Source organism: Vibrio sp. KUL78 (assembly GCF_059725505.1).
In genome coordinates, this window is the sequence record NZ_AP045837.1 from 515,426 (window position 1) to 535,321 (window position 19,896).

Here is a 19,896-nt window from a genome sequence, read left to right on the forward strand (position 1 = left end):
TGGGTACATCTCTATTAATTTGAGTTTGTCTAATACTTGAACGAAGCACTCAGGTATTAGATAATCGAAACCAATAACTTTACAAAAGACAATGATACTCGACTAAGTATCGAGTGCTGTTGAGTCGTCGCAAGGTTTTATTGCTAGTAGCGTTCGCTTTAGATTGCTGTTAGTGAGAGGCTGTTGCGATTGAGTAGCAAGAGAGGTTCCCGTGAGTGATGTAGCTATTCCATTAAATTTTTCTGATGCCGCGGCAACGCGCGTACAAGCGCTGATCGCAGAAGAAGAAAACCCAGAGCTTAAGCTTCGTGTTTACATCACCGGTGGTGGCTGTAGTGGTTTTCAATACGGTTTCACGTTTGATGAAAGCGTTAACGATGGTGATACTACCATCGAAAAATGTGGTGTAACGCTAGTCGTTGACCCAATGAGTCTACAATACCTTGTTGGTGGCACTGTGGACTATACAGAAGGTCTTGAGGGGTCACGTTTCTTCGTGAATAACCCAAATGCCACAACGACGTGTGGATGCGGTGCATCCTTCAGTGTCTAATTAGTGTGGTTAGAAAGGCGAACTTTAGGTTCGCCTTTTTTTGTCTCTACAAATCGTCAATCGGATAAAAAATGCGAGACTCGTAGCAAAACCGTCTGCAATTACCGCTTCTCGTTTTGTTAAAATTGCGACAGTAGTCAGCTTAGCGCGTTAAACAGTAGGATATCGTTTAACGATTGATTGCTAATTGTTTTTTAGAACCAACAGTGACCTTTATACGTACAAAGTCACTGATTTCACTAAACAACGTTAGTGTCGGAATACAATAATAAGGAAATTACTATGGCAACCACTCAAAGTGGCAGCTTTCTATCAAGACGTCCTTGGCTAATCTCTTTGGTTTGCGTGATCGCTTTGTCTATTTGGCTTGGTCTCGGTGTGCTAAAGGCGGAAGAAGCACCTCCTCAGAAAAAAGAACAAACCATTCCGCTAGCCCGTGTGGTCTATCAAGAATTTACTGCTGAAAACATAGAAAAGAAGATCGATTTGTACGGTCGAACGGCCCCCGATCGCACCGCTAAACTGGGCGCTGAAATTGCGGGAAAAATCATCAATCTTAATGTGAAAAAAGGCGACAGTGTAAAAGCGGGGCAAGCCATTGCCCAAATAGACAAGGGTGATTTGAACATTCAGCTTGAGCGTGCACAAGCGATGCTAAACGTTAGACAACAAGAATTTAACGCGTCTAAATCGCTAAAGAGCCGTGGCCTTCAAGGTGAGGTTGCCTACTCAACCGCAGCAGCAAATCTGACCGAAGCGAAAGCAATGGTCAGTGCCGCTCGATTAGCATTAAGAAACACCACGGTGACCGCGCCGTTTACCGGTATCGTTGATCACTTATCGATTGAACTCGGTGATTTCGTCGGCATTGGGGATCCGGTCGCGACACTCATTGATTTAGAAACCTTGGTTATTGAAGCGGATGTGAGTGAGCGTCACATTCAAAAGCTAAGTACTAATCAAAGCTCTAAGATCCGATTTATCGGCGGTGAAGAGGTGACGGGTACTTTGCGCTACATATCGCGTGTTTCTTCCGTCTCGACCAATACCTTTCCTATCGAAATCGCTGTGCCGAATCCTAATCAGCGTATTCCAGCCGGGGTGAGTGCCGAGGTGGAGTTGGCACTTGACCAGCAAAAGGCGATCAAGATTACTCCAGCCATGCTTGCGCTTGATGAGACGGGCAATTTGGGCGTGAAAACCCTCAAGAACAATCGCGTTGATTTTGTGCCAATACAGCTTGTTAAAGCTGAGCAAGATGGTGTTTGGCTCACCGGTCTTGGCGATACCAGCGACATCATCGTTCTCGGACAAGGTTTTGTCAGGCACGGTGATGAAGTGGATGCCATTAGTGTGGACGAGGCGAATCAAATCGCTGAGCAGCAGTAGGGGGCAGCATGTATTCATTGATTGATGCGGCGCTGTCTCGCGCCAGAACCATGCTCACTCTCCTGGTCATGATCCTGATTGCCGGTGTGGTGACCTATAACACGATTCCTAAAGAGTCTAGTCCGGATATTACAATACCAATCATCTATGTCTCTGTCGGACACCAAGGAATATCGCCTGATGATGCTGAGCGACTTCTTGTCAGGCCGCTAGAAAAAGAGCTTCGTTCCATTGAAGGCGTAAAGGAGATGACAGCGGTGGCATCAGAAGGTCACGGCTCTGTCACCCTGGAGTTCAACGTTGGCGTTGATCTTACCAAGGCTATGGCTGACGTCAGAGATGCGGTTGATCTGGCCAAACCTAAGCTACCAGAAGACAGCGACGAGCCAACGGTCAACGAAGTGACCTTTGCCTCTCAACAGCCTGTGCTGTCTGTCGTGCTATACGGCACCGTTCCCGAGAGGACCATAGTGCAATTAGCGAGACAGCTTCGTGACAAATTGGAAAGCTACAGACAAGTCCTTGAAGTGGATATTGCCGGTGATCGTGAAGACATCGTTGAGATCGTGGTCGATCCGCTGCTGATGGAGAGCTACGGGCTCGATCAAGGTGATATCTATAACCTGATTGCGCTAAACAACCGTGTCGTAGCAGCGGGTTTTGTTGATACAGGTTACGGCCGCTTCTCGGTGAAAGTGCCTTCCGTTTTCAATAGCTTAAAAGATGTGTTGGAGCTGCCTGTTAAGGTTGATGGTAAGCAGGTCATTACCTTTGGTGACGTGGCGACTGTACGTAGAGCCTTTCGTGACCCAGACAGTTTCGCCCGTCTTGATGGCCGCTCAGCTGTTGTTCTGGATGTGAAAAAGCGAGCAGGCGAGAACATCATCGAAACGGTGACTTTGGTCAAAGAAGTGCTGAGACAAGCTCAGCTACGAGATGAGTGGCCGAATAACCTGCAGGTGAAGTTCACCAAAGATGAGTCGAAAGATGTAAAGATCATGCTCAATGATCTGCAAAACAACATCCTTTCCGCCATTATCCTCGTTGTTATCGTGATTATCGCGATCCTTGGCGTTCGAACTGCTCTATTGGTTGGGATCTCGATTCCGGGTTCCTTCTTAACTGGCCTCTTAGTGCTGTCGGTATTTGGGCTCACCGTCAACATCATAGTGCTGTTCTCTCTTATTATGGCTGTTGGTATGTTGGTGGACGGCGCGATCGTGGTTACCGAGTTTGCCGATAGGCGAATGCAAGAGGGCACACCGCGAAAAGAGGCGTATCGAGATGCGGCGAAGCGAATGGCGTGGCCGATCACCGCCTCGACAGCGACGACATTGGCAGCGTTTGCCCCATTGCTATTCTGGCCCGATATTACCGGCGAGTTCATGAAGTACCTACCAATGACCTTGATTGCCACGCTAACGGCATCCCTTGTTATGGCGCTGCTGTTTGTGCCAGTGCTGGGCGGTCTTATTGGTAAGCCTCAATATGTCTCTAAAGCTCAGCAAACCAAGATGGTGGCACTGCATGAGGGACAGTTTGATAAAGCCACCGGGATCACCAAACTCTACTACCACACACTGAATATCGCTCTGGGTCATCCATTAAAAATCCTATTGTTGGCGATTGCCATGGCGATTGGCGTGGGCTTTGCCTACAACAAGGCGGGTCTCGGGGCAGAGTTCTTCCCAGAAGTGGATCCTCCTTACTTTAACGTTAAAGTGCGTTCACACGGTGATTTGTCTATCAATGAGAAAGACGAAGTGATGAGTGTGGTTGAGAAGGTGATGCTTGGGCATGATGAGTTTGAAAGCGTCTATACCAAAACAGGCGGCAAGGATGAGATCGGTGTCATTCAGATAACGCCAGTGGATTGGCAATATCGCCGTAAAGTGAATGCCATTATTGAGGAGCTCAAACAGACCACCGATCAATTCGCTGGGGTCGAGATTGAATATAAGTTCCCTGACGCGGGTCCTCCGGTTGAACATGATCTGGTGATTGAGCTGTCCGCTCGATTCCCAGATGGTCTAGATGAAGCCGCTAAAACCGTTCGCCGCTGGGCTGATGGTAATGACAAGCTGACCAATATCAGCGATACCTCTAATAAACCGGGTATTGATTGGCAGATAGACATAAGCCGCGATGACGCGGCGCGCTTTGCTGCCGATGCTACCTTGGTGGGTAACACGGTTCAGTTTGTGACTAATGGTCTAAAGATTGGTGATTACCTTCCTGATGACTCCACAGAAGAAGTGGATATCTTGGTGCGCTTCCCAGAAGAGCATCGTGACATAGGGCGGTTTGATGAGCTGAGAGTGAAAACACCAGCTGGATTGGTACCTATCACCAACTTCGCCCAGATCACGCCAGAGCCGAAACAAGATACGATTAATCGTCTCGATGGTATTCGTATCATTAGTGTTCAAGCGGATATGGCAGAAGGCTATAACCTTGCGGTTGAGCTGCCAGGGTTTATTGAACAGCTTAATGGTATTGCGCTACCAAGCGGTGTCGAGTTCAAGATCAAAGGGCAAAATGAAGAGCAGAAGAATTCTTCTGAGTTTTTGCAAAGTGCCTTTATGGTCGCATTAGCTGTGATGGCGCTTATCTTGATAACTCAGTTCAACAGCTTCTACCAAGCCTTGCTTATTTTGAGTGCGGTTATCTTCTCAACGGTCGGGGTGTTTGCAGGTCTGTTGGTGTTCCAGCGTCCATTTGGCATCATCATGTCTGGTATTGGTGTGATCGCTCTGGCGGGGATTGTGGTCAACAACAATATTGTTTTGATTGATACCTATAACCAGCTTATTAAGCGTGGCCTAGAGAAGCGCGATGCGATTCTACGTACAGGGGTGCAGCGTTTGCGTCCGGTGCTTTTGACCACTGTGACCACCATACTCGGTTTGATGCCTATGGTTCTAGAGATGAACGTTGACTTGATCAATCAAAAGATAGAGTTTGGTGCACCGAGCACCCAGTGGTGGTCTCAACTTGCAACGGCGGTTGCTGGTGGATTGGCATTTGCGACAGTACTGACACTGGTTCTGACGCCGTGTCTGCTGATGCTAGGTCGAACTGAGCAGCAGGAAAAGAAGCCCTCAATACTCAGCCGAACACTGCGAAAGTTGAGGTCAAAACCTGAAAAAAAGCCCGTTAAGGCTGCCTAAGCTTCCAAAGCCCCATTTTCGATTTTTGAGATGGGGCTTTTTTATTGGCTTGCAAGAGTCGTTTCAAGTAAATAATCAGGACAGCTGATAGGTTTGTGCCATATTTTGATTTGTTATCTAGAATTTTACTCTGAATTTACGAGGTTATGTCGATGGTTTGGTTGTGTCTTGGCTTCGCTCTGTAACAAATGTTGGCGATTAGGCTATTTCAGAGGGAAGTGTGTTTTTTGCGATGTTTGTCGGGTTAGACCTGATGCAAATAAAGCGTTAAAGTTGTTGCGTAAACATACTGCTTGTTATGACAAGCTATGTGACATAGCCGAAAGTGAGTAATTTCGATTTAGGCTACGAATAAGACCTAACTATGTAATGCCAGCTCAGCAAGGACCTAATTGTTGAGGTGACTGGTAAGGAGACAATATGGTAGATTCAACCCCAGAAATGCTATCTGGCGCAGAGATGATCGTGCAATCTTTGATTGACGAGGGTGTACAACAGATCTTTGGCTACCCAGGTGGTTCCGTTCTCGATATCTACGATGCGCTACACGAAAAGCGCGAAAACATCCAACACGTTCTCGTACGTCATGAACAAGCCGCTACGCATATGGCCGATGGCTATGCGCGCGCCACAGGTAAACCGGGCGTAGTACTTGTGTGTTCAGGCCCAGGTGCGACCAATACGATCACGGGTATCGCAACCGCCTATATGGACTCGATCCCTATGGTTGTGCTGTCTGGTAACGTACCAAATAACCTTATTGGTAACGATGCATTCCAAGAGTGTGACATGGTTGGTGTATCACGCCCTGTGGTTAAGCACAGCTTCCTATTGCAGCGTGCGGAAGATATCCCAGAGACACTGAAAAAAGCCTTTTATATCGCCTCAACAGGTCGTCCAGGACCGGTTGTTGTGGATATACCAAAGGATGTGATGAATCCGCAGATTAAGTTCCCTTACGAGTATCCAGAAGCGATCAAGATGCGCTCTTATAACCCGACACTATCTGGGCACAAAGGGCAGATCAAAAAAGCACTTAAGGCGATCTTAGAGGCGAAAAAGCCGGTTCTTTACGTGGGTGGTGGTGCCATCATGTCAGAAGCGGACCAACACATCGTCAAATTGGCAGAAACCTTGAACCTGCCAGTAGTGAGTACCTTGATGGGGCTGGGTGCCTTCCCTGGTACACATAAGAATTCTTTGGGCATGCTAGGTATGCACGGTACATACGAAGCAAACCTAGCTATGCATAATGCCGACCTAATTTTCGGCGTGGGGGTTCGCTTTGATGACCGAACCACCAACAATCTAGATAAGTACTGCCCTGACGCTAAGGTTGTTCATATTGATATAGACCCATCGTCTATCTCGAAAAATGTACGCGCAGACTTACCTATCGTGGGCTCAGCAGACGTGGTACTTGAGACCATGCTCAAACTGCTTGTCGAGCAGGGTGGCACGAACGATGAAGCTGCACTCAATTCGTGGTGGGATGATATTGCGGGATGGAAGGAGCGCAATTGTCTTGGCTATGAAACCTCAGAAGAGCGCATCAAGCCGCAACAGGTTATTGAAGTGCTGCACAAGCTGACGGGTGGAGACGCGTTTGTTGCTTCCGATGTCGGTCAGCACCAGATGTTTGCAGCGCTCTACTATCCGTTTAACAAGCCTCGTCGATGGATTAATTCAGGTGGTCTGGGCACCATGGGCTTTGGCTTCCCTGCGGCCATGGGTGTTAAATTTGCCTACCCAGATGAAGAGGTCGTGTGCGTGACAGGTGATGGTAGTATTCAGATGAATATTCAGGAGCTGTCTACGGCAATGCAATACGACGTTCCAGTTAAGATCATCAACCTAAACAACCGTTTCTTAGGGATGGTGAAACAGTGGCAAGATATTATTTATCAAGGGCGTCACTCTAACTCATATATGGACTCTGTTCCTGATTTCGCTGCGATTGCAGAAGCGTATGGACACGTTGGTATTCGAATCTCGAATCCAAGTGAGCTGGAATCAGGTCTGAAAAAAGCATTAGAAATGAAAGACCGCCTAGTCTTCGTTGATATCAATGTTGACGAGACCGAGCACGTTTACCCTATGCAAATCAAAGGGGAAGGCATGCACAAGATGTGGCTAAGCAAGACGGAGAGAACCTAATATGAGACATATCATTTCGCTACTAATGGAAAACCAACCTGGCGCACTGTCTCGCGTTGTTGGCTTATTCTCTCAGCGTGGTTACAACATCGAATCTTTGAACGTGTCGCCAACCGATGACGAGACACTATCGCGACTCAACATCACCACTGAGTCGGATGAAATGGAGCTTGAACAGATCCAGAAGCAGCTTCATAAGCTTATTGATGTATTGAAAGTTCAAGAAGTGACGGAGTTTGACCACATCGAGCGTGAGCTAATGATGGTGAAGGTTAAGGCAAGTGGCTTTGCTCGTGCAGAAGTGAAACGTACGGCAGACATCTTCCGTGGTCAGATCGTTGATGTAACGGCATCTCAGTATACGGTGCAGCTTGCTGGTACGGCGGAAAAACTCGATGCGTTTGTCTCGGCTTTGTCTGAGGTCACTGATGTGGTTGAGGTGGCTCGAAGCGGTATTGTCGGTATTGCTCGTGGTGAACGAGCGCTAAAGCCATAGCGCTTCTAGCAGCATGAAAAAAGCCAGTCTCAGGACTGGCTTTTTTGTTATCTAACTCGTTATCTAACTGAAGGTCATCGATTAGCCTTCAATCTCAACAAATGGTGCAGGCTCTTCGATGATAGGTCGCATCTCTTCTTCCTCTTCTTGAGGTTGAGGCGTTTCTTCAACTTGTGCCGGCTCAGCCTCTGCTTCTGTATTGAGCTTCTCTTGTTGCTCACTGAATTGGAATGCTCGAATAACCTGCTTTACACCCGATACGTTGCGAGCAAGTTCAGTAGCAATATCGGCGTGCTCTTTAGATACATAGCCTAGCAAGAAAACTTCGCTGTCTTCGGTAATGACTTTGACTTTTACGCCGTTAAGTCTTTGATCAGTAAGCAGTGCCGACTTGACCTTGGTCGTTAGCCAGCTGTCATTGCTGATTTGGGTGAAGCTCAGTGGTTGTTTGATGCGAATCTGGTTGTAGACACGTTTGACACCGCTCAATCCCTTCACTTGGCTCTCAAGTTGACTGCTCAGAGCCTCGGTGTTCGCCTGACCCATTAGCACAACCGTGCCGCGCTGTGAGCTAGCAACGACTCGAACATTGCCCACGTAAGGGGCTTTATTGCCCATGCCAGCCACTTCAGACTCAAGGGCGCTGTCATTCCAGATCTCTTTTGCGCTGCGTGTGTCGGTGACTAGGTTAACCGTTGTTGCTGCGCCAGCGACAAACAATCCAGCACAGCCTGACATCATGACACTCACCATTAGGAGCGTGATCGCTTTATACATCTTCATGCTATTACTCTTCGTGAGACGGGAATAGAACTTGGTCAATAAGGTCACACAAGCAGTGCAAAGTCACCATGTGAACCTCATGAATGCGCGCCGTGCGGTGTGAAGGAATTCGAATTTCCACATCGTTCTCGCCGAGCAGACCTGCCATTTCGCCGCCATCTTTACCTGTGAAGGCGATGATGGTCATCCCGCGCGTAACCGCTGCTTCCATCGCTTTGATGACATTCTTGCTGTTTCCACTGGTAGAGATAGCAAGCAGGATATCGTCAGTCTGTCCAAATGCGCGCACTTGCTTGGCAAAGATATCCTCAAAGTTATAGTCGTTGGCAACCGCTGTCATGGTGGTGTTATCTGCCGTCAGTGTCATTGCCGGAAGGCTAGGACGCTCTGTTTCGAAGCGGTTAAGGAGGCATGATACGAACTGCTGCGCGTTGGAGGCCGACCCGCCATTGCCGCAGCATAGGATCTTGTTGCCATTCAGCAGCGTTGCAACCATGGCCTGGGCGGCGTGAGTGATGACGTCTGGCAGGGCTTCTGCCGCTGCTATTTGAATTTGAATGCTTTCAGTAAAACTTTCTTTGATGCTATCGCGCATGGTTATCCTTGAGTGATCGCGTTTTTTATCCAGTTGATATCATTGCCTTGTTCGTGGATGGCAACCACATCAAATCGAAATTCGGTGTCATAGGGTGATAAGCCATTTTTGAGTAGCCACAGCGTCGCTGCTTTCTCAATCTTTTTGGCTTTGGCACGTGTCACCATCTCTTGGGCCGTGCCATAGTTTTGATTGCGTCGATACTTAACTTCAATGAAGACAATGCTCGACTTGTCGCGCATGATGAGGTCGACTTCGCCACATTTTACCGTGAAGTTGTCAGTAAGAGGAACTAAACCTTGTCGACCAAGGTAGTCTTTGGCGAGTTCCTCATAGTTTTTGCCGACGGCACGCTTACTCGCTGACGGTTTGTTCCAGGGCAGCAATGTCATCGGTACTCTCATCCTGAGCGGGTTCTGCTGTCGCTTCTTGCTCAGCAGCTGGTTTGGTTTCGCCGTATACGCCCCATGAAATTTGGCGCTGTACGATACAGCTTTGGTCAAGCGTAAGCACGCCAGTTTGACCATCTACTGAGTAGCCCTCAACCGCTTTTAGTTGCGGTAGCTCTTTCGTTAGCGTGTACGCGTCCATGCCAAGTGCTTGGAGGCGCTTCTCTGCATTTGAGCTCTTAGGCCAGAACTTGTTCATTTGAGCATCAAGCTCAGAATCTTCATTAACGAGCAGCGGAATATCACTGTATACCACACCAGTGAGGTCTTCGTATTGGCGCTTCTCGCTGTGGCTGTGAGAGTCTGCAAACAGCTTAGGCTGCGGTGCATCTGGGTTAATCGCCACTTCGATAAACGGTTTGATCAAAGTAAGATCGGCGTTATTCGCGACAATGTAGACTGAATCGACATCACGGCGGCTACGCGGTTGATTCTCAAGCTTCATCCCTGTTAGCGCTTCCATTTGTGCGATACGCTGCTGACTCTCTTGAAGACCAAACACATTGTTAATGGTTTTCTGGAGCTGAGCACGGTTCGCATATTGTGCGACCGCAACCTTGTTCTCACTCACTTTGGACCATTCTTCCTCAAATGCTTTCGCGACGCGGTTACCTAGATTGCCTTGAGGCGCAATGATTAGCGGGAATGAATAGTCATTCTTTGCTAAATGTTGTGCTGCCTGTGCAACTTCTTGCTCGGGTGACAGTGTTAAGTAACACATCATTTGCGATGGTTCGATATCGTTTGGGATATTGAGCGCAAGTGCTGGAATCGGTGTTTCTGAGTTCTGCTGAGCCTGCTGAAGCTTTTCAACATTCTCTTTTACAAGCGGACCAACGATGAAATCGACACCATTGGCGACAAGTTTTGCTTTGATGTCACTCGGTGTCGCTTCGTTAGTATCGATGACAGTGAAGATGGCTTCTGGATCGCGCACTTCGTCATCCATCATCGCCATCATAAATCCATCACGGACCAGCGCAGCTTGTTTTGCGTACTTGCCAGACAGTGGCAACAGAAGCGCAGTACTGTGCGGTGAAGAAATCTCGAGGTTTAGTATGTCGTAGATGCTTTGCGGTGTGTAGACAGCCGCTGGGTGAGTTGGGTTTTCCGTCAGCCAGTTCTGCAAGGTGTTCTGAAGCTGAGGCAGAGAGCCGCCCATTGCTTTCATGTACGTCGCTAATTGTAACCACCCATCAAGCACTTCTTCTTTCGGCTCAGCAACCAATGTTGAAAGGTCTTGAGCAGAGTACTGGTTTAGGTTGTTCCAGATATCGGCATTAATGGCTTCTTGCTGGTCACGTGGAGCGAAGCCTGACATCGCGATCAGCTCGCGGCTTGCCTCGAAGTAGTCGCCCATCGCCGCTAGGCTTTGCGCGCGAAGTTGGTAGTAGCGCTGCCACTGTTGCTGGGCCAGTGGCCACTCAACAGGGAAGTTAAGCTGTAGGTAAGCATCTTGCGCTTTACCTTGAGCAAGGTTTAGCTCAGCTCGAGCAAGTTGCCATTCAGCTTGCTGAATAGTTGTTAGATTTTGTTTCGCTAAGCGATTAGAGAGCCTTTGAGCTTGCTCGTAGTTACCTTCTTGGATAGAAGCCTTAAGCGCTAAAATTAACCACTCATTGGCAAATCCACCTTGATCGGCGTCCGCGCGCATCAGATAAGTCTCTGATGAGGCTGTCGGTGCAAGGGTGATGTCTACGCTCGCAGGGGCGCTTGGCTGGGAAGAACAAGCGGCAATGGTCAAAGCCAATGCAATTGGAGTCAGTAGGCGTGTTACACTATTTCTCTTTGGGTTCATCATTGCCATGAGCTCTTTAATCACTATTCGTGTAAAATCATTATATTAATCGTTGAAGTGCTGGTAAACAAATGACAAGCAACAAAACTACTTATATTGAGCAACCAACGCTCTTTATTGTACCGACACCGATCGGAAATCTCGGTGATATCACACAAAGAGCGCTAGATGTGCTTAATAGCGTCGACATTATTGCTGCTGAAGATACGCGCCACACAGGCAAGCTTCTGTCTCACTTCAATATTCAAACTAGAACATTTGCGCTGCATGATCACAATGAGCAGCAAAAAGCGCAAGTTTTAGTCGATAAACTTCTAGCGGGGGAATCTATTGCATTGGTTTCTGATGCAGGGACTCCGCTAATTAGTGACCCAGGGTATCATTTGGTCTCTCAATGTCGTCAAGCAGGCGTTAAAGTTGTGCCATTACCTGGTGCATGTGCGGTGATCACGGCGTTGAGTGCCTCTGGTCTGCCATCTGATCGCTTTAGTTTTGAAGGCTTTTTGCCAGCGAAGAGCAAGGGGCGCAAAGATAAATTTATGGAGATCGCCAAGGCTGAGCGTACTTGCATCTTCTATGAATCACCGCACCGAATCACCGAGTCCCTCGCTGATATGTTGGACGTGCTCGGTCCTGAGCGCGAGGTAGTACTGGCTAGAGAACTCACCAAGACTTACGAAACGATTCAAGGTTTGCCATTAGGTGAGCTGATTGAATGGATTGAAGAAGATGAAAACCGTAAGCGCGGCGAGATGGTGCTGCTGATTCATGGACACAGAGAGCCAGTGAACGAAGAACTGCCTGATGACGCGACGCGTACCTTGGCAATATTGGTCAAAGAACTGCCGTTAAAGAAAGCCGCTGCTGCGACGGCTGAGATCTATAACCTCAAGAAGAACGCCCTCTATAAATGGGGTTTGGAAAACTTATCCTAGAAAAACATTGAGTAATCTTGCTCGCTTCGCTACAATCCGCGCCCTGAAGTTGACCGGATAGTCGCTGCTTCGTTGACGTCCCCTTGAGCTTGTCTTGGGGGAGACTGACGGAGGGGAGGAAAGTCCGGGCTCCACAGAGCAGGGTGCCAGGTAACGCCTGGGGGGCGAAAGCCTACGACAAGTGCAGCAGAGAGAAGACCGCCGATGGCTCCATTTCTTCGGAAGGAGCACAGGTAAGGGTGAAAGGGTGCGGTAAGAGCGCACCGGGCGACTAGCAATAGTTCGTTGCAAGGTAAACTCCACCCGGAGCAAGACCAAATAGGCCCCCACATTGCGTGGCTCGCGTAAGGGGGCGGGTAGGTTGCTCGAGCCAGTGAGCGATTGCTGGCCTAGACGAATGGCTATCACCGCTTCGGCGGATACAGAACCCGGCTTACAGGTCAACTTCACCTATTATAGAAAAACCCATTACAAATTGATTTTGTGATGGGTTTTTTGCTTTTTTATCACCTATCTTTACGATAGGCTGAACTTAACCAGATGACGTTACTGCAGTAAATCAGTAAACTTGTCATCTTTGCCCAAGCAACTCTCGAGATCACCCATGAGCGAATCCTTTCAACACATTTCGGTACTACTTCACGAATCCATTGATGGTCTAGCGATCAAACCGGATGGAACTTACATTGATGGAACGTTCGGTCGCGGTGGTCACAGTCGTCAGATTCTTTCACAATTGGGTGACAACGGTCGCCTATTCAGTATTGACCGCGATCCGACGGCTATCGAAGAAGCAAAAAAGATCGACGATCCTCGTTTTACCATTATCCATGGTCCATTCTCTGGCATGGCTGAATACGCAGAGCGCTATGACCTAGTAGGGAAAGTCGATGGTGTGTTGCTCGACCTTGGTGTCTCTTCACCTCAGCTTGATGACGCAGAGCGCGGCTTTAGCTTTATGAAAGATGGCCCATTGGATATGCGTATGGATCCAACGTCCGGTATGCCCGTTTCTGAATGGTTGGCGCAAGCTGATCTTGATGACATTACTTGGGTGATTCGTGAGTTTGGTGAAGACAAGCACGCTCGCCGCATCGCAAAAGCGATTGTTGCTCATCGTGAAGACGAAGAGAAAGAGCCGCTGACGCGCACGAGTCAGCTAGCGAAGTTGATTTCAGAAGCTGCGCCAAAGAGCTTCAAAGAGAAGAAGCATCCGGCAACGCGTGCATTCCAAGCATTTCGCATTTATATCAATAGCGAACTAGAAGAGATCGACACTGCGCTTAAAGGGGCGGCAAGCATTCTTGCTCCACAGGGGCGACTGTCAGTGATCAGCTTTCACTCGCTAGAAGATCGCATGGTTAAGCACTTTATGCGCAAAGAGAGTAAGGGTCCACAGGTGCCACATGGTATTCCAATGACGGAAGACCAAATTCGTGCACTTGGCAGCGCTAACCTTAAAACAATCGGTAAGGCGCTAAAGCCTTCTGATCAAGAAGTGGAAATGAACACTCGCTCACGCAGCTCTGTACTTCGCGTGGCGGAAAAACTGTAACGGATGACGGGATGTCTAACCAGCCGACTCACAATCTCGCGAAACTGATTGCCTTAGATATCATCACGGTAGGGCGTATACCGCTCATGGTCTTCTTGATGATATTCGCAACAGCGATGGGGGTGGTATTTGCAACCCATCACACGCGTGAAGCCATTAATGAAAAAGATCTTGCGCTTCAGGAGCGTGAGCGGCTTGATAACGAGTGGCGCAACCTCTTACTTGAAGAAAATGCGCTTTCAGAGCATAGCCGAGTGCAGGCTATGGCGAAACAAGAGTTAGATATGACGCGCCCAGACGCAGACAAGGAAGTAGTGGTTTCCCTGAAATGAAAGGCAAAAAAGTCGTTAAGTCTTCCAACAAGAAACAATCTCAGCAAGCAGCTACCCAGCCAGAGCTCATTGCTTGGCGTTTTCGCCTTATTATGGGTGGCGTGCTTCTTATCTTTGCCGCGCTTATCGTGCGTATCGGCTACATCCAAGTTATCGAGCCTGACAACCTGATTAAGCAGGGCGATTTACGCTCTGTGCGTGTTAAAGCGCTGCCGTCTGCGCGCGGCATCATCTCAGACAGAAACGGTGAGCCCCTGGCAGTTAGTGTACCTGTGCAGGCAGTGTGGGCCGATCCCGCTACCATTTTCAAAGACGATGGTCTAAAACAGCTTGACCGCTGGCATGCCCTTGCTGATGTTCTCGGCCTCGACCGAGATGACTTGATCGCTAAAATCAATAAAAACAAATCCCGCCGATTTATCTACCTGCAACGCCAAGTAAGCCCTGCAATGGCAAAGTACATTAAAGAGCTGAAACTCTCAGGTGTTGGGCTGAAAGCCGAGTCAAGACGTTACTACCCAGCGGGCGAGGTTAGTGCTCACTTGGTCGGCGTAACAGGTATTGATGGGCATGGCCTTGAAGGGGTGGAGCGAAGTTACGACAAGTGGCTGACGGGTGAAGCTGGCAAGCGCATTATTCGTAAAGACCGTTACGGGCGTGTGGTAGAAAATATATCTCTGGAAGATAGAGAGGAAGGCAAGCCGCTCGAACTGACTGTCGACCAAAGACTTCAGGCGATCGCTTATCGTGCTGTTAAGCAAGCGGTAGCAGATTATCGTGCGACGTCTGGCAGCGCCGTCATCATAGACGTGAAAACGGGTGGCGTGCTAGCCATGGTCAATGCCCCATCGTACAACCCGAATAACCGCTCTTCTCGCCAATCATTTACCATGCGTAACCGAGTGATCACCGACGCTATGGAGCCAGGTTCTACTGTTAAGCCGTTTGTGGTGCTAGCGGCTTTAGAAGCTGGGATTGCCGATGAAAATACCATTATCGATACCGGCAATGGCATCATGCAAATTGGTGGCAGTCGCGTACGCGATACCTCAAAGGTTGGCAAAGCGAACCTCGCTAAGATTCTGCAAAAGTCGAGTAACATCGGTGTCGCTAAACTGGCGTTAGACATGCCGTTAGAGGCGCTACTTGGCATGTATAGCTCAATCGGCTATGGCCAACTCTCTGGCCTCAACCTCGTCGGTGAAACCACTGGTATCTTCCCGAATCGACGCCGCTGGTCGCAGTTTGAAATCGCGACTCTAGCGTTTGGCTACGGCATCTCCATCACGCCTCTTCAGCTTGCTCATGCTTATGCGACGCTGGGCAATGGTGGCTTATACCAGCCTGTGCATATTATTGAAAATAACCAGCAAGACCTGTCAAAGCAGGTCATTGATCACGACGACGCGATGTCGGTTTTGCATATGCTAGAAGCGGTCACTCAGCCGGGAGGTACGGCTACGAGAGCAGCCGTGCCTGGCTATCGAGTTGCTGCAAAAACCGGTACATCAAGAAAGGCGGCAGCGGGTGGCTATAGCGATGAGTATGTAGCGATCACCTCAGGTGTTGCCCCAGTGAGCGACCCACGCATTGCCTTGGTTGTGGTCATCAATGAACCACAAGGTGACCAATATTATGGCGGTGCCGTAGCGGGTCCGGTATTTTCCGAAATCATGAAAGGAGCGCTACAGATACTGAATGTCGCTCCCGACGAAAACCAATTTCAGCAATAGGTGAGAAGCAATGTTGACCTCTTTGACATTGGCAAAGCTATTAAAACCATGGCTTGATGACAGCAACAAGCTGATGACAGATAGTTCTCTGGGCACAATCGAGGTGTCTAACTTGGAACTTGATAGTCGTGCGATTGAACAAGGTGATACCTTTGTGGCGATTATCGGTCACACTGTCGATGGTCGCTTGTTTATCGAGCGTGCAGTTCAATCTGGCGCCAAGTCTGTTATTGCGCAGGCAGATGCTGAGCACAAACATGGCGAAATCAGTTACGTTCACGATGTACCTGTTGTTCATATCTATCAGCTCGACAGCTTGCTATCGGTGATCGCAGCGCGTCTTTTATCAGTACCAGCAACAAGTGATTGGTGTTACGGGCACCAATGGTAAAACGACGATCACTCAGCTTATTGCGCAGTGGATTGAACTGCTTGGCGAGAAAGCCGCCATCATGGGCACCACGGGCAATGGTTTCTTAAGCGATCTGCAAGAAGCGAAAAATACCACTGGCAGCGCGATTGACGTTCAGCGCACTCTATCCCAGTTGGATAGCCAAGGTGCGCAATACACGGCAATGGAGGTCTCGTCCCATGGTTTGGTTCAAGGGCGCGTAGCGGCGGTTCCTTTCTCTCTGGGTATTTTTACTAACCTTAGTCGCGACCATCTGGATTACCATGGCACGATGCAAGGCTATGAAGAGGCGAAAAAGCTACTGTTTACGGGGCATCATTGCGAGCACGCCGTGCTGAACGTCGATGATGAGGTTGGCCGTCGCTGGCTTTCTGATCGCAGTGATGCGATTGCCGTTTCTGTCGAAGGTCATCAGCTCAGCGAAAAAGGGTTATGGGCGACATCGGTGCATTACAGTGATGGCGGCATCTCGATAGAATTTGATGGCTACTTTGGCAGCGGTAAACTTGATGCGCCGCTTATTGGTCAGTTTAATGCTAGTAATGTGTTACTGGCGTTCGCAGCGCTCCTGGTCCTTGGCTTTGATAAACAAGCGCTTACCGAAACTGCCTGTAAACTTCAGCCTGTTTTGGGTCGCATGGAGCTTTTCCAAGCGTTAGATAAGCCCAAAATTGTAGTGGATTATGCGCATACACCAGATGCACTCGAAAAGGCATTGCAGGCGCTAAGAGTGCATTGTGAAGGACAGCTTTGGGTGATCGCTGGATGTGGCGGTGACCGAGATAAAGGTAAACGCCCAATGATGGCGTCTATCGCAGAGCAATTAGCGGATAAAGTGATTTTAAGTGATGACAATCCCCGCAGCGAAGATCCTAAAGCGATTGTTGAGGACATGCTGGCGGGAATGCGTGAACCAAGTCGTGCTTACGTTGAACATTCTCGTTTTGAGGCCGCGCAGTTGGCGGTGCGAAATGCGACCGCCTCAGACATTATTCTGCTTGCTGGTAAAGGTCACGAAGACTATCAGGTGATTGGCACTGATTCCGTTCACTACTCAGACAGAGAAACCGCAGCGCAGTTACTAGGACTCACATTATGATTGAACTTTCGTTAACGGATATTGCAGCCATCGTCGATGGTCAGCTAGTCGGTGAATCTGTCCATATCACGGATGTCACCACAGACACGCGAGCGATCGAAGCCGGCGCGCTATTCATCGCGCTGGTTGGTGAACGCTTTGATGCTCATGATTTTGCTGAGCAAGCCGTGGATAAAGGTGCGGCGGCACTGATAGTTGAAAGAGAGCTCGATGTCTCGGTGGCGCAAATCGTGGTCACCGACAGTAAGCGAGCATTAGGGCAGCTTGGCGCAGAAGTTCACAAGCGTTGCCAAACCAAGACCCTTGCCATTACGGGAAGTTGTGGCAAAACCACGGTCAAAGAAATGATTGCCAGCATCTTGTCGAGTAAAGGGCAGGTGCTCTACACGGCAGGTAACTTTAACAACGACATCGGAGTGCCACTCACCTTACTTCGCAATACACTTCAAGATGAGTTCTCGGTTATCGAGCTCGGTGCAAACCACATCGGTGAAATTGCTTACACGACGGCGCTGACTCAACCGGATGTCGCTATTGTCAATAATGTTGCCGAGGCACACCTTGAAGGCTTTGGTTCTATTGATGGCGTAAAGCAAGCCAAAGGTGAAATCTATCAAGGACTTTCTAAGGGTGGTATTGCCTTGGTCAACCTTGACAGTAATGGTGGTGACTATTGGAATGAGGTGCTTGCTGACAAACGTGTGGTTACTTTTTCCAAACAGAATGTTAACGCAGACTATTATGCCTCTGACATCACCATGTCAACGCTCGGAAGTCCGCTGTTTACACTTCATACACCAACGGGTTCGGTTTCAGTAGAGTTAACCATGATTGGTGAGCATAACGTGGCTAATGCGGTTGCCGCAGCCGCGTTAGCAACGCAAGTTGGCGCTACGCATGAGCAGATCCAGAGCGGTTTGCAATCACTGAGTAAAGTGAAACGTCGCGTTGACGTTGAAAAACTTAACGACTCCATTACCTTGATTGACGACAGCTACAATGCCAGCGTGCCTGCGATGAAAGCCGCCGTCGATCTTCTCGGGCAGTTTACCCAAACGCATCGTTGGTTGATTTTGGGTAACATGGCCGAATTAGGGCATGAAAGCCTTGCACTTCACAAAGAAGTCGGTGAACATGCTGCTCCTTTCGCTTTTGAGCACGTTTTGACCTATGGTGAGGATGCAAAAGTGATTAGTGACTTATGCAGTGGACAGCATTTTGAAAGTCACGACAGCATGCTCGAATATATCGAGCGAACATTAGTACAGTTAAACCAGACCCCTCATACTTTGTTAGTTAAAGGGGCGCTAAGTGCAGGCATGTTCAATATCGCCAATGCACTGAAGGAGAAATACACATGATCATTTGGCTTGCAGAGTTACTACAGCCATACTTTTCTTTTTTTCGTCTGTTTGAATATTTGTCATTCAGAGCCATTGTCAGTGTATTAACTGCTCTTGGAATTTCTTTGTGGATGGGACCAAAAATGATTGCCCGTCTGCAAATGCTGCAAATTGGACAAGTTGTTCGTAACGAAGGTCCAGAGTCGCACTTTAGTAAACGTGGCACGCCAACCATGGGTGGGATGATCCTATTTGCGATTTCTGTCACCGTGCTGCTTTGGTCTGATCTGAGTAACCCATATGTTTGGGCCGTTCTAGCGGTACTGCTAGGTTATGGTGCCGTCGGCTTTGTTGATGATTATCGCAAAGTAGTGCGCAAGAACACCGATGGTCTGATCGCTCGTTGGAAGTACTTCTGGCAGTCTTTGATTGCTTTGGTTGTTGCCTTTGCACTTTACGCTCACGGCCAAGATACAGCAGCGACACAACTTGTGGTGCCATTCTTTAAAGACGTCATGCCACAAATGGGACTGTTTTATATTGTCTTTACCTATTTCGTTATCGTAGGTACCAGTAATGCGGTAAACCTCACCGATGGTCTCGATGGCCTAGCGATCATGCCAACCGTATTGGTTGCGGCAGGTTTCGCGGTCATTGCCTGGGCAACCGGTAACGTAAACTTCGCCAACTATCTGCATATTCCGTATATCCCGTACACCTCTGAGCTAGTTGTGGTTTGTACAGCAATGGTTGGTGCAGGTCTAGGTTTCCTATGGTTTAACACCTACCCAGCACAAGTGTTTATGGGTGATGTGGGCTCATTGGCGCTTGGTGGTGCACTGGGTGTGATCGCGGTTCTTGTGCGTCAAGAGTTTGTGTTGGTCATCATGGGCGGCGTGTTCGTGATGGAAACACTGTCGGTAATCCTTCAGGTTGGTTCATACAAACTTCGTGGTCAGCGCATCTTCCGTATGGCGCCTATCCATCACCACTATGAACTCAAAGGTTGGCCAGAGCCGCGTGTTATCGTTCGCTTCTGGATTATCTCTATTGTGCTGGTTCTGATTGGTCTAGCCACACTGAAAGTACGTTAATCT

Annotated in this window: 15 protein-coding genes, 1 other RNA gene and 1 pseudogene; 13 read left to right on the forward strand and 4 right to left on the reverse strand. The window is 48.7% G+C overall.

Annotated elements, in window-relative coordinates; all coding sequences use genetic code 11:
- Window positions 1-211 precede the first annotated feature (211 nt).
- The 5 genes from erpA (at window position 212) to ilvN (ending at window position 7,765) form a co-directional block, all read left to right on the forward strand.
- Window positions 212-553, forward strand: a complete 342-nt coding sequence (gene erpA, locus AC6I8Y_RS02645) for an iron-sulfur cluster insertion protein ErpA (protein WP_042475971.1) — start codon at window positions 212-214, stop codon at window positions 551-553.
- Between the two features lie 282 nt (window positions 554-835).
- Window positions 836-1,942, forward strand: coding sequence for an efflux RND transporter periplasmic adaptor subunit (locus AC6I8Y_RS02650; protein WP_498020730.1), 1,107 nt, complete (start codon window positions 836-838; stop codon window positions 1,940-1,942).
- Between the two features lie 8 nt (window positions 1,943-1,950).
- Complete coding sequence (locus tag AC6I8Y_RS02655; protein ID WP_498020731.1) at window positions 1,951-5,112, forward strand: efflux RND transporter permease subunit; 3,162 nt, start codon at window positions 1,951-1,953, stop codon at window positions 5,110-5,112.
- A gap of 420 nt (window positions 5,113-5,532) precedes the next feature.
- Window positions 5,533-7,269 carry an acetolactate synthase 3 large subunit gene (locus AC6I8Y_RS02660; RefSeq protein ID WP_394152981.1) on the forward strand — a complete coding sequence of 579 codons (1,737 nt, stop codon included), beginning with the start codon at window positions 5,533-5,535 and terminating at the stop codon, window positions 7,267-7,269.
- Window position 7,270: 1 nt separating this feature from the next.
- Complete coding sequence (gene ilvN / locus AC6I8Y_RS02665; RefSeq protein ID WP_006072691.1) at window positions 7,271-7,765, forward strand: acetolactate synthase small subunit; 495 nt, start codon at window positions 7,271-7,273, stop codon at window positions 7,763-7,765.
- A gap of 81 nt (window positions 7,766-7,846) precedes the next feature.
- On the opposite strand, the gene AC6I8Y_RS02670 is transcribed toward ilvN, so the two are convergent.
- The 4 genes from AC6I8Y_RS02670 to AC6I8Y_RS02685 are packed head-to-tail and all read right to left on the reverse strand — an operon-like array spanning window position 7,847 to window position 11,399.
- Window positions 7,847-8,542 (reverse strand): BON domain-containing protein, encoded by a 696-nt coding sequence (locus AC6I8Y_RS02670; protein ID WP_498021426.1) that lies wholly within the window; start codon window positions 8,540-8,542, stop codon window positions 7,847-7,849.
- Between the two features lie 10 nt (window positions 8,543-8,552).
- Window positions 8,553-9,143, reverse strand: coding sequence for a phosphoheptose isomerase (locus AC6I8Y_RS02675; RefSeq protein ID WP_234494514.1), 591 nt, complete (start codon window positions 9,141-9,143; stop codon window positions 8,553-8,555).
- Window positions 9,144-9,145: 2 nt separating this feature from the next.
- Window positions 9,146-9,535, reverse strand: a complete 390-nt coding sequence (locus AC6I8Y_RS02680; protein ID WP_042475983.1) for a YraN family protein — start codon at window positions 9,533-9,535, stop codon at window positions 9,146-9,148.
- On the reverse strand, window positions 9,498-11,399 hold the full coding sequence (locus tag AC6I8Y_RS02685; RefSeq protein WP_394152984.1) for a penicillin-binding protein activator: 1,902 nt from the start codon (window positions 11,397-11,399) through the stop codon (window positions 9,498-9,500). The genes AC6I8Y_RS02680 and AC6I8Y_RS02685 overlap by 38 nt, the downstream gene beginning before the upstream one ends.
- 62 nt (window positions 11,400-11,461) lie before the next feature.
- On the opposite strand from AC6I8Y_RS02685, the gene rsmI reads away from it, so the two are divergent.
- From rsmI to mraY, 8 genes and pseudogenes are all read left to right on the forward strand, one after another.
- Window positions 11,462-12,325, forward strand: a complete 864-nt coding sequence (gene rsmI / locus AC6I8Y_RS02690; protein ID WP_252013444.1) for a 16S rRNA (cytidine(1402)-2'-O)-methyltransferase — start codon at window positions 11,462-11,464, stop codon at window positions 12,323-12,325.
- Between the two features lie 45 nt (window positions 12,326-12,370).
- Window positions 12,371-12,777, forward strand: an RNA gene (rnpB, locus tag AC6I8Y_RS02695) — RNase P RNA component class A.
- Between the two features lie 152 nt (window positions 12,778-12,929).
- Window positions 12,930-13,880, forward strand: a complete 951-nt coding sequence (gene rsmH, locus AC6I8Y_RS02700; protein WP_234494511.1) for a 16S rRNA (cytosine(1402)-N(4))-methyltransferase RsmH — start codon at window positions 12,930-12,932, stop codon at window positions 13,878-13,880.
- Between the two features lie 11 nt (window positions 13,881-13,891).
- On the forward strand, window positions 13,892-14,212 hold the full coding sequence (gene ftsL, locus AC6I8Y_RS02705) for a cell division protein FtsL (RefSeq protein ID WP_042475995.1): 321 nt from the start codon (window positions 13,892-13,894) through the stop codon (window positions 14,210-14,212).
- Window positions 14,209-15,945, forward strand: coding sequence for a penicillin-binding transpeptidase domain-containing protein (locus tag AC6I8Y_RS02710; RefSeq protein WP_394152987.1), 1,737 nt, complete (start codon window positions 14,209-14,211; stop codon window positions 15,943-15,945). Before ftsL ends, AC6I8Y_RS02710 begins: the two co-directional genes overlap by 4 nt.
- Before the next feature lie 10 nt (window positions 15,946-15,955).
- Window positions 15,956-17,456: pseudogene (gene murE / locus AC6I8Y_RS02715) on the forward strand (UDP-N-acetylmuramoyl-L-alanyl-D-glutamate--2,6-diaminopimelate ligase).
- A complete protein-coding gene (locus AC6I8Y_RS02720) occupies window positions 17,453-18,817 on the forward strand; it encodes a UDP-N-acetylmuramoyl-tripeptide--D-alanyl-D-alanine ligase (protein WP_498020732.1) in 1,365 nt (454 codons plus the stop codon). Before murE ends, AC6I8Y_RS02720 begins: the two are co-directional and overlap by 4 nt.
- Window positions 18,814-19,893: a phospho-N-acetylmuramoyl-pentapeptide-transferase gene (gene mraY / locus AC6I8Y_RS02725; protein WP_498020733.1), complete on the forward strand. Its 1,080-nt coding sequence runs from the start codon at window positions 18,814-18,816 to the stop codon at window positions 19,891-19,893. Before AC6I8Y_RS02720 ends, mraY begins: the two co-directional genes overlap by 4 nt.
- Window positions 19,894-19,896: the final 3 nt, after the last annotated feature.

Coding starts and splice junctions, on each gene's coding strand:
- mraY (WP_498020733.1), top strand. CDS start 18,814: ATGATCATTTGGCTTGCAGAGTTACTACAGCCATACTTTTCTTTTTTT.
- AC6I8Y_RS02720 (WP_498020732.1), top strand. CDS start 17,453: ATGATTGAACTTTCGTTAACGGATATTGCAGCCATCGTCGATGGTCAG.
- AC6I8Y_RS02650 (WP_498020730.1), top strand. CDS start 836: ATGGCAACCACTCAAAGTGGCAGCTTTCTATCAAGACGTCCTTGGCTA.
- ilvN (WP_006072691.1), top strand. CDS start 7,271: ATGAGACATATCATTTCGCTACTAATGGAAAACCAACCTGGCGCACTG.
- AC6I8Y_RS02660 (WP_394152981.1), top strand. CDS start 5,533: ATGGTAGATTCAACCCCAGAAATGCTATCTGGCGCAGAGATGATCGTG.
- AC6I8Y_RS02710 (WP_394152987.1), top strand. CDS start 14,209: ATGAAAGGCAAAAAAGTCGTTAAGTCTTCCAACAAGAAACAATCTCAG.
- AC6I8Y_RS02670 (WP_498021426.1), bottom strand. CDS start 8,542: ATGTATAAAGCGATCACGCTCCTAATGGTGAGTGTCATGATGTCAGGC.
- AC6I8Y_RS02680 (WP_042475983.1), bottom strand. CDS start 9,535: ATGACATTGCTGCCCTGGAACAAACCGTCAGCGAGTAAGCGTGCCGTC.
- rsmH (WP_234494511.1), top strand. CDS start 12,930: ATGAGCGAATCCTTTCAACACATTTCGGTACTACTTCACGAATCCATT.
- AC6I8Y_RS02675 (WP_234494514.1), bottom strand. CDS start 9,143: ATGCGCGATAGCATCAAAGAAAGTTTTACTGAAAGCATTCAAATTCAA.
- ftsL (WP_042475995.1), top strand. CDS start 13,892: ATGTCTAACCAGCCGACTCACAATCTCGCGAAACTGATTGCCTTAGAT.
- rsmI (WP_252013444.1), top strand. CDS start 11,462: ATGACAAGCAACAAAACTACTTATATTGAGCAACCAACGCTCTTTATT.
- AC6I8Y_RS02685 (WP_394152984.1), bottom strand. CDS start 11,399: ATGGCAATGATGAACCCAAAGAGAAATAGTGTAACACGCCTACTGACT.
- AC6I8Y_RS02655 (WP_498020731.1), top strand. CDS start 1,951: ATGTATTCATTGATTGATGCGGCGCTGTCTCGCGCCAGAACCATGCTC.